Raw genomic sequence first — 8,924 nt, 5'->3', positions numbered from 1 at the left:
CGGCCGCGTCGAGCGCGTCCACGGCCTCCCCGCCGGCCGTCTCGCCGCCGAGCTCGGACGTCTGTCCGAACTGCGGTTCCACTCACCTCATCCGGGATGACATCCGGGGCGAGATCGTCTGCGCCGACTGCGGACTCGTGGTCGACGCGAGCGCACTCGTCAGCGACCGCGGCCAGCGCGGCTCGAAGGAAGATACCGGCCGCGAGGCGCGGGGTTGGGGACCGGTGATCTCGCCGCTGATGCCCGACAAGGGCCTGTTCAGCGAGATCGGAGTTCCGACACGCGACTTCCAGGGCAACTCGCTCTCGCGCAACACCTCCCTCAAGTTCTACCATCTGCGCAAGCTCAATCATCGGCTGCGCGCGGCCCGGACCCACCAGCGCAACCTCGTGGTCGCGCTCGGAGAGCTGAACCGGCTCGCGGGAGTTCTCGGCCTCTCGCGGGAGGTCAAGGAGTCGGCCACCTACATCTACCGCCGCGCGCTCGAACACAAGGCGACGCGCGGCAAGAAGATCGTCGCGCTCGTCGCGGCGAGCGTCTACGCGGCGTGCCGCCAGTGCCACGTGCCGCGGACCATGAAGGAGATCATCGCGCATTCCAAGGCCACGAAGATCGAGGTCGGCCGAGCGTACACCCTGCTCGCGCGGGAGCTCAAGCTGGGTCTCAAGCCGGTCGAGCCGCGCGACTACCTCGTGCGGTTCACCCAGGACCTGAACCTCTCCAAGGAGGTTCGCCAGAAGGTGCTCTCGCTCCTCGAGCAGGTCGAGCAGGTCTACTCCACGAGCGGCGTGCTGCCGAACGGCATCCTGGCGACGATCATCTACATCGCGTCGAACCTGATGGGCGAGCCTCGCAGCCAGGACCGGATCGCGGCGGTCGCGAACGTCACTCCCGTGACGATCCGCAACCACTACAAGGAGCTCCTCGACCTCCTCGGGCTGCCGAAGAACCTGACGAACCCGCAGGCCCGCTCGAGCCTGACGCCGGAGCCGACCGACAAGCTCGCGCTCGACGTGGCGGCCGGCGCCCACTAGGCGCACGCCGGGGGCGCCGGCCCCCGGAAACCACTTGAACCTCCCGGCCGCTCGTCCGTTGTGGCTGCCGTCGGGCCGTTGAGCTACTCGTCGTACCGCACCTACCTCGAGTGCCCGCTGCGCTGGAAGTTCCTCTACGTCGACCGACTGCCCGAGACCCCGCGCGGCTACTTCACGTTCGGACGGGTGGTCCACTCGGTCCTCGAGGAGCTCCTGCGACCGCTGGTGGCGCCGGCGGCGCGCCGGGCCGGCGCTACGGAGTCGCAGCGCACGCTCGACGAGTGGGAGGCCCGGCCGCGGGACGCGGGCGGACCGGCGATGACACGACGCGCGATGCTCGCGCTCTACGATCGTCTCTGGTCCAGCGACGGGTACGTCTCGCCGGAGGAGGAGGGTCGCTACCATGCGCTGGGCCAGGACCTCCTCGGCCGGTACTACGACCGCCTGGTCGAGGAAGCGCCGCGTCCGGTCGCCGTCGAGGAGCATCTCGAGGCCCGGTGGGACGGGATCCCGATCCATGGTTACATCGACCGGATCGACCGCGCACCGTCCGGAGGGCTGGAGGTGCTCGACTACAAGACGTCGCGCGATCTCTCGCCCGAGGATGCGCGCGACTCGGAGCAGCTCTCGCTCTACCAGGTCCTGGTCGAGCGCAACTACACCGAGCCGGTCGCCGGCCTCACGCTCTACCACCTGCGCTCGCTGACCCCGCTGCGGGTGCCGCCACGGGACGGGCCGTCCTTGACGGGCCTCTACGACCGCCTCGGCACCGTAAGCGACGGCATCCGGGCCCAGGCCTACGAGCCGACGCCGGGTCGCCACTGCAGCCGCTGCGACTTCCGGTCCCTGTGCCCGGAGTTTCGGACCGTGCCCGCCGCGGACCAGGCCCGCCTGCGCGAGCTGGTCGACCGGCTCGACCGGCTCCGGGGCGATCAGGACCGGCTCGACTTCGAGCTGCGCGACGCGGCCGAGGCGCTCCACCGCGCCGCGGAGGAGCTCGGCGTCCACCGGCTCAGCGGATCGCACGCCGTCGCGGTCCGACGGCGGGAGGAAACCTGGCAGTACTCGCTCGAGGGGATCCGCCCGGCGCTCGAAGCCTCCGGGCTCGCCTCCCGCCTGCCGACCGGGCGGCCGGAGGAGGTCCGTCGGCTCGTCCGCGATGCGTCGATCGAGCCGGAGCTGCGGAGGCGCGTCGCCGAGACGGGCTCGCGCCAGGTCCGCTGGTACTGGGACCTGGAAGGCGCGTCGGGCGAGGCCGGTCGCTAGTTTCGAAGCTCCGGCCGGCGCAAGGGCTATCTCGGTCGCTCGGTACTGACCCCTATGGGGCCATCGCTCGCTTCGCCCGAGCGCCTCGCCTGCCTCGAGGGCCGGACGCCGACGGTCGCGACGCTCTGCTCGCACTCGTCGCTGCAGATCTTTCACGGGGCGCGCGCGGAGGGGCTGCCGACGCTCGGGATCTGCGTCGGGGAGCCCCCGCGCTTCTACGATGCGTTCCCCCTCGCGCGACCCGACCGGTTCCTGTCGGTACCGCGGGTCAAGGACCTTCCGAGCGTGGTCGAGCGACTGCGGGCCGAGGCGGCGATCCTGGTCCCGCACGGATCGTTCGTGGAGTATCTGGGGCCCGAGGCGTTCGCCGCCCTCGACGTGCCGGTGTTCGGGAACCGCGCCGTCCTTGGCTGGGAGTCGGACCGCCGCAAGGAGCGCGACTGGCTGGAGTCGGCCGGCGTCGCGATGCCGAAGCTGTACGAGGACCCGGCCGAGATCCAGGGGCCGGTGATCGTGAAGTACTACGGAGCGAAGGGCGGGAAGGGCTTCTTCCTCGCCAAGAACCGCGACGCCCTCGCCGACTTCCATCCGACCGGCCCGCACGTCGTCCAGGAGTACGTGCTCGGCACGCGCTACTACATGCATTTCTTCTACTCGCCGATCGTCCACCACGGCTACCGGCTCTCCCGCGGCTCGCTCGAGCTGCTCGGCATGGACCGTCGGGACGAAGCGAACATCGACGAGCTCTACAAGCTGGGCGCACAGGAGGAGCTATTGAAGGCCGGCCTCCGTCCGACGTTCGTGGTCACGGGCAACGTCCCCGTGATCCTGCGCGAGTCGCTCCTCCCGAGGGCGTTCGACGTCGCGGCCCGCATCATCGAGCGCTCGATCGAGCTGTTCGGGGGGATGGTCGGTCCGTTCTGCATTGAGGGGATCATGACGGAGGACCTCGAGTACAAGGTCTTCGAGATCTCGACGCGGATCGTCGCGGGCACGAACCTGTTCATCTCGGGCAGCCCGTACTCCGACCTGATCGAGCCGGGCCTCTCGACGGGGCGGCGGATCGCGCGCGAGATCCGGAACGCCCGGGCCGACGGTCGGCTGGCCGAGGTCCTGAGCTAGCGCCGGTCCGGACCTGCCGTTAAGAGCCGCACGGAGTTCGAGCGGGGCCGATGGCGCTCGCCGTGCGCACCGACCGACTGTCCAAGGTCTACCCGCAGGCAGCCGCCGGGCCGCCGGCGCTCGAGGGGCTCACACTCGAGGTCCCGACCGGGAGGGTCTTCGGGGTCATCGGCCGGAACGGGGCGGGCAAGACCACCTTCCTGCGGATCGCGGCGACCCAACTCGAGCTGACGAGCGGACGCGCCGAGGTCCTCGGCCACGACGTCACGACCGACGAGCGCGCGATCCGCGCGCGGATCGCCTGCGTGCCGCAGGAGTCGCGTCCGCTCTACTTCCTCAACGTGGAGGAGGTCATCTACCTCTACCTGAAGCTGCGCGGCCTCGACCGTGTCGAGGCCCGCCGGCGCACGCGGGAGGCGCTCGACGAGCTGTCGCTCTCGGAGTATCGGCGACGGTCGGTCGCCCGCCTCTCGGGCGGCCTGCGGCGGCGCACGCTCTGCGCGATGGTGCTCGCCTCCGACGCCGACCTCCTGTTCCTGGACGAGCCGACGACCGGGCTCGATCCGATCGCCCGGCGCGAGGTGTGGGCGGCGATCCGGCACGCGACCCGGGAGAACCGCACGATCCTGCTCACGACGCACTACCTGGACGAGGCGGAAGAGCTCTCGTCGCGGCTCGCGCTCTTCGAACGGGGCCGGCTCGTCCTCGCCGGGAGCCCGGAGGACCTGCGCGCGCGCGTGCGCTTTCCGTTCCGCGTCACGATCCAGGGCGCCACGTCGCGCGAGGAGCTCGAGCGCTACGGCCGCGTCTCCGCGATCGAGGGCGGCGCGCTCGTCTTCGCCCGGGAGCCCGAGGCGCGCGAGCTCGCCAGAGTCGCGCTCGAGCGGGGCCAGCGCGTCTCGATGGGACCGGTCAGCCTCGAGGACATCTTCCTCGAGGTGGTCGGCCGTTCGATCCAGGAGGAGGGCCCTCCGCCGGAGGCCGAGGCATGAGCGAGCGCAATCGGCTGCGATCTCTCGGGACGCTCGTCCGGATCAACGGGCTGATCCCGATCCGCACGCAGCCGCTCTACCTCGTCAGCCTGATCGCGAGCCCGCTGTCGTTCCTGTTCTTCATCTACATCGTCTCGCGCGGCGCCGACCTCGCCTACGGCCTGATGGGCGGCATGGTGCTGACGATGCTGTCGGTCGGCACGGGCCTGCAGTCCGACCTCACCCACTACCGGCACGACCTCAAGTTCCAGGACGTCGTCGTCGCGTCGCCGGTCGAAGCCCCGGTCTACGTCGCCGGGCTCGCGATCAGCGAGCTCGTCTACTCGCTGCCGGGCCTCGCGGTCTTCGTCGCGATGTTCGTGCTCTTCGGCTACGCGACCGTCGAGAGCGTTGCGATCCTCACCGGCGTGCTGCTGCTCGTCTGGGCGTTCGCGACCGCGTTCGCGTTCACGCTCTCCACCTACTTCCAGGACGTCCGCGAGACCTGGATGTTCAGCCCGATCTTCTCGCTCGTCCTCACCGTGCTGCCGCCGGTGTACTACCCGATCTCCTACCTCCCCGGCTGGGCCCAGGTCGCGGCGCGATTCTCCCCCACGACCTATGCCGCCGAGCTCGTCCAGGGAGCGGTCGGGCTCCAGCCGCTCCCGTTCGGTACCGCCGCGCTCGACTGGACGGTCCTGATCGGATTCACGGCAGCGCTGTTCCTCATCGCGGCGCTCAAAGCGCGCTGGAAGGACCCGTGACGGAGCGTCCGGCACGCGCCGACGCGCCGTCGCCCGCTCGCGTTCAGCGAGGACTTATGTACCGGGCGGAAAGTGGAGCGGTCCGATGCTCTCGTTCGCGGACATCCGACCCGCCGGAACGTCCGAGGAACGACTGAGCCAGTGCGTGTTCTGCGGCAAGGATCTCGTTCTCCTTCCCGACGATCGCCGTCAGGGCAGCTGCTTCGACTGCCTGGCGCTCTCCGTCCCGATCCCGCGGCCGTGCCCGCAGTGCGGCGCGGAGATCCCCGGCGAGTCGCGGGCCGCGGGCTGCGCCAACTGCGGCTGGTTCGCGCTCGGCGGTTGAGCGCGCACGTCGGCGCCGCTAAGCTTATCGGCCGAGTCTCGTCCTCGAGCGGAGGGCGTGCCGAGGTGGCTCAGTCCGGTACGGCGCGAGTCTGGAAAGCTCGTGGCGATCTTCGCCTCGGGAGTTCAAACGCCGGGTGCGGCCGACCCGCCCCGGGGGAAAATCTCCCCCTCGGCGCTGCCCACCGCCCGGGCGTCGGCAGGGCCGCGTGAGCGTACCGACGCGCGCCGTCACGCCGGCGCTCCTCCAGGTCGACGCGATCCTCGGACGTCTCGCGGGGCGGGCCGCGTTGCGCGAGGTCTGCCGGTTCCTCGCCGAGGAGTTCCCCCACTACCGATGGGTCGGGATCTATCGGTTGGACGCGGACGTCCTTGTGCTGGACGCCTGGGACGGGCCGGCGCCGACCGAGCATGTGCGCATCCCGCTCGCGCGCGGCATCTGCGGCCAGGCCGCGCGGGAGGACCGGACGGTGATCGTCGACGACGTGCGGAGCGCGCCGGACTACCTGGCCTGCTTCGTGGAGACCCGCAGCGAGATCGTGGTCCCGATCCGCGACGGTAGCCGCGTGGTCGGCGAGATCGACATCGACGGCGCGGTGGTGGGCGCCTACGACGGTTCGGATCGCGCGTTCCTCGAGCGCGTCGCCGCTAAGCTCAGCGCCGCCGTCGGGCGGGCGGCCGCCGAGCCGCCGCCCGACTCCTGAGGCCCCGCTCGATCGTTCGCAGGGCGGCCTCGAGGGCGGCGCGCCGATCGAACGCCGGGAACCGCGCGCGGGTCCGCCCGGGCGGAGGCCGGACCAGGTCGTCGGCCAGGTGGCGGAGGGCCCGCACGAGCTCGTCGACGATCGGAAGGTCGGCCGCGCGGCTCGTCCGTGAGAGCGGGTTCAGGTCGATGGAGATGACCCGCTTGCCGATCGCGCGTAGCGCCTCCGTGCGATCGCCGTCCTCCAGCGGTATCAGGCAGACATCGGCGACGAAGATGCCCGTGGCGTCGACGAGGGCGCGGTCCGACGGCAGGCCGGGGATGCGGGCGGTCGGACGCACGCCCAGGACCTTTCGGACGCCGGCGCCCCGCAGCCGGCGCGCGATCGCCCGCGCCCGGGCGGGGGTCCGGTGAAACAGGTTCACTTCCACGCCGAGACCCGGAAGCGCGCGCGCGAGTCGGGCGACCTCCTCCGCCGCGAGCGCCGCGACGTTGCCGTTCACGCTCAGGATCGGCCGCCGGGCCGCCCGGAGCCACCCCGCCGCGGCTCGGATCGCCCTGCGCGCGCTCGGCGTCGTGCGCTCGCCGAGCAGGTAGTCGAACGCCTCGCCCCGCCCGTGGGCGATCAGGCCCTCGGGGACGACGAGGCCGGCGCGCACGGCCTGCGCGAGGCGGGCGCGCACGCGCAGGCTGCGGTAGCGGGGGTGGCGGGGGGACAGCGGCATCGCCGGGGCGCCCGGGGGGGCTACTCGCTCACTGGCGGGTCGGTGCGGCCGTTCGTCGCGGCGAGGCCCTCGGTCGAGCTGACGAGGCGAGCCTCGATCGCCGAGATCCGCTCCTCGAGCGGGGCGAGCCCGTCCTCGATCACCTTGGAGAGCGCGAGCTTTAGGCTCTCCTCGAGCGCGACGATGTCGCGCCCGAGATCGATCATCCGCCGGGCATTCTCGTTGAGGAGAAGTCGGCTCTGCGTCGCGACCCGGTAGGTGTCGGAGAGATCCTTGGTGAGTTGGCCCGAGGCCTGCGAGAACGACTCGATCGAGTGACCGATCGGTTTCCACCGCTCGTCGAGGTTCGCGGCGAGGGTTCCCGAGAGCCGGGAGGACGCGGCCTCGAGTCCCGAGCCGACCTCCTTCGTGACCCGGTCGACGAGGGTCGATTCGACGCCCTCGAGCCGGGTCTTCATCTCGTCGCCGAGGCTCTGCTCGACGGTCTCAACGCGCTGCAGCCGGTCCTCGACGGACTGGAGCCGGGCGAGGAGGTTCGAGTACGCGGTCCCGACGAGGAGGTCGACGTGGGCCTGCATCGCCTCCTGGCCCCGGAGCAACAGGTGCAGTACCCAGTGCTCGCGGCCCTTCGTCTCGCCGATCGGACCACGATCGAGCCGGTCGCGGACCTCCCGGTCGTCGATCAGGCTCTGGAGTTCCTTCAGGACCTCGACCCGCAACGACGACGTGCCGCCCGGGGGCGAGGTCGGCCGACCGGCCATCGTGCGCGAGAGGGCCCCCCCGACCTATATACATTGGCCGGCCGACACGCGAGGGCTCGGCCGCGCCCGGTCGAGCGGCCGGCCCGTCAGTCGCCGAAGCCCGGTCCGAGAAGCTCGCGGGCCAGCAGGAGCCGTCGGATCTCGGAGGTCCCCGCGCCGATCTCGAGCAGCTTGGCGTCGCGCGCGAGCCGCTCCAGCGGCAGATCCCGCATGTAGCCGTAGCCGCCGTGGATCTGGATCGCGTCGAGGGCCGCCCGAGTCGAGGCCTCCGAGGCGAAGGTGAGCGCGGCGGCGGCCGGCCCCATCCGCCGGGGCTCTCGCTTTACGGCATCGAGCGCCGCGTACTGCAACAGGCGGGACGCCTCGAGCTCCGCGAACAGGTTCGCGAGCTTCGCCTGGATCAGCTCGAACCGGCCGATCTTCTGTCCGAACTGCTCGCGCTGGCGCGCGTAGTCGAGGCACCGATCGAGACACTCGGCCATGATGCCGATCGGGATCGACGCGAGGACCGCCCGCTCGACGTTGAGGCCCCCCATCATGATCGCGACCCCCTCGTTCTCCGCGCCGACCCGACGCTCGACGGGGACCCGGCAGTGGTCGAAGGAGAGCTCGCCGGTCGGCGAGCCTCGCATCCCCATCTTGTCCAGGCTCTTGGCGACGGAGAATCCGGCAGCGTCGCGCGTGACCACGAAGGCCGATATGCCGTGAGGTCCCCGCTCCGGGGCCGTCTTCGCGTAGACCAGGAGGGTGTCGGCCACCGGACCGTTCGTGATGAACTGCTTCGTGCCGGTGAGAACGTAGCCGTCGCCCGAGCGCTCGGCGCGCGTCTGGAGCGAGGTGGCGTCCGAGCCCGCGCCTGGCTCCGTCAGCGCGAGCGCTCCGATCGCCTCGCCCGACGCGACCGCGGGCAGGAACTCGGCGCGCTGCGACGGGGTGCCGTTGCGGCCAAGGTTGTCCCCGAACAGGTTCGAGTGAGCGCCGACGCTCAGCGCGAGCGCCGGACTCGCCCGGGCGATCTCCTCCAGCACGAGCGCCTGCGCGAGGTACGACAGCCCGAGCCCCCCCGCGTCGGTCGGGATCGTGATGCCGAGGAATCCCTCCTCGCCCAGCCGCCGGAAGAGATCGCGCGGAAAGTAGTCCTCCCGGTCCATCCGGTCCGCGATCGGCAACACCTCGCGTCGGACGAATCGGCGGGTCGCGTCCCGCAGCTCGCGCTCCTCGTCGGACAGCGCGAGGTCCATGATGGGGCGACTC

General features: G+C 71.3%; 10 protein-coding genes and 1 tRNA gene. 8 read left to right on the top strand and 3 right to left on the bottom strand.

What is annotated here, in order from left to right; genetic code table 11:
* The 8 genes from VEL82_00525 to VEL82_00490 all read left to right on the top strand — a co-directional run.
* Positions 1-1,034: TFIIB-type zinc ribbon-containing protein (locus tag VEL82_00525; GenBank protein HXW66361.1), on the top strand; the 1,034-nt coding region annotated here is incomplete at its 5' end.
* 60 nt (positions 1,035-1,094) lie between these two features.
* Entirely contained in the window at positions 1,095-2,300 is a 1,206-nt protein-coding gene (locus VEL82_00520; GenBank protein HXW66360.1) for a PD-(D/E)XK nuclease family protein, read from the top strand.
* Positions 2,301-2,354: 54 nt separating this feature from the next.
* A complete protein-coding gene (locus VEL82_00515) occupies positions 2,355-3,422 on the top strand; it encodes a formate--phosphoribosylaminoimidazolecarboxamide ligase (GenBank protein ID HXW66359.1) in 1,068 nt (355 codons plus the stop codon).
* Positions 3,423-3,472: 50 nt separating this feature from the next.
* Entirely contained in the window at positions 3,473-4,414 is a 942-nt protein-coding gene (locus VEL82_00510; protein HXW66358.1) for an ABC transporter ATP-binding protein, read from the top strand.
* The gene (locus tag VEL82_00505) at positions 4,411-5,157 is read left to right on the top strand and encodes an ABC transporter permease (GenBank protein HXW66357.1); all 747 of its coding nucleotides are present in this window, start codon (positions 4,411-4,413) and stop codon (positions 5,155-5,157) included. Before VEL82_00510 ends, VEL82_00505 begins: the two co-directional genes overlap by 4 nt.
* Positions 5,158-5,242: 85 nt before the next feature.
* Positions 5,243-5,482, top strand: a complete 240-nt coding sequence (locus VEL82_00500) for a hypothetical protein (GenBank protein ID HXW66356.1) — start codon at positions 5,243-5,245, stop codon at positions 5,480-5,482.
* Positions 5,483-5,541: 59 nt separating this feature from the next.
* Positions 5,542-5,659 (top strand) — tRNA-Ser (locus VEL82_00495).
* 31 nt (positions 5,660-5,690) lie between these two features.
* Positions 5,691-6,185: a GAF domain-containing protein gene (locus VEL82_00490; protein HXW66355.1), complete on the top strand. Its 495-nt coding sequence runs from the start codon at positions 5,691-5,693 to the stop codon at positions 6,183-6,185.
* Here VEL82_00490 and VEL82_00485 read toward each other — a convergent pair.
* The 3 genes from VEL82_00485 to VEL82_00475 form a co-directional block, all read right to left on the bottom strand.
* Positions 6,136-6,909: a phosphopantothenate/pantothenate synthetase gene (locus VEL82_00485; protein HXW66354.1), complete on the bottom strand. Its 774-nt coding sequence runs from the start codon at positions 6,907-6,909 to the stop codon at positions 6,136-6,138. The genes VEL82_00490 and VEL82_00485 overlap by 50 nt on opposite strands.
* Before the next feature lie 20 nt (positions 6,910-6,929).
* Positions 6,930-7,670 carry a hypothetical protein gene (locus VEL82_00480; GenBank protein HXW66353.1) on the bottom strand — a complete coding sequence of 247 codons (741 nt, stop codon included), beginning with the start codon at positions 7,668-7,670 and terminating at the stop codon, positions 6,930-6,932.
* A gap of 86 nt (positions 7,671-7,756) precedes the next feature.
* Positions 7,757-8,911, bottom strand: coding sequence for an acyl-CoA dehydrogenase family protein (locus VEL82_00475; protein ID HXW66352.1), 1,155 nt, complete (start codon positions 8,909-8,911; stop codon positions 7,757-7,759).
* Positions 8,912-8,924 lie beyond the last annotated feature (13 nt).

This window comes from Thermoplasmata archaeon (genome assembly GCA_035622275.1).
Classification (GTDB): Archaea; Thermoplasmatota; Thermoplasmata; order Lutacidiplasmatales; family UBA184; genus Lutacidiplasma.
This window is presented reverse-complemented; position numbering and strand designations above follow the sequence as displayed.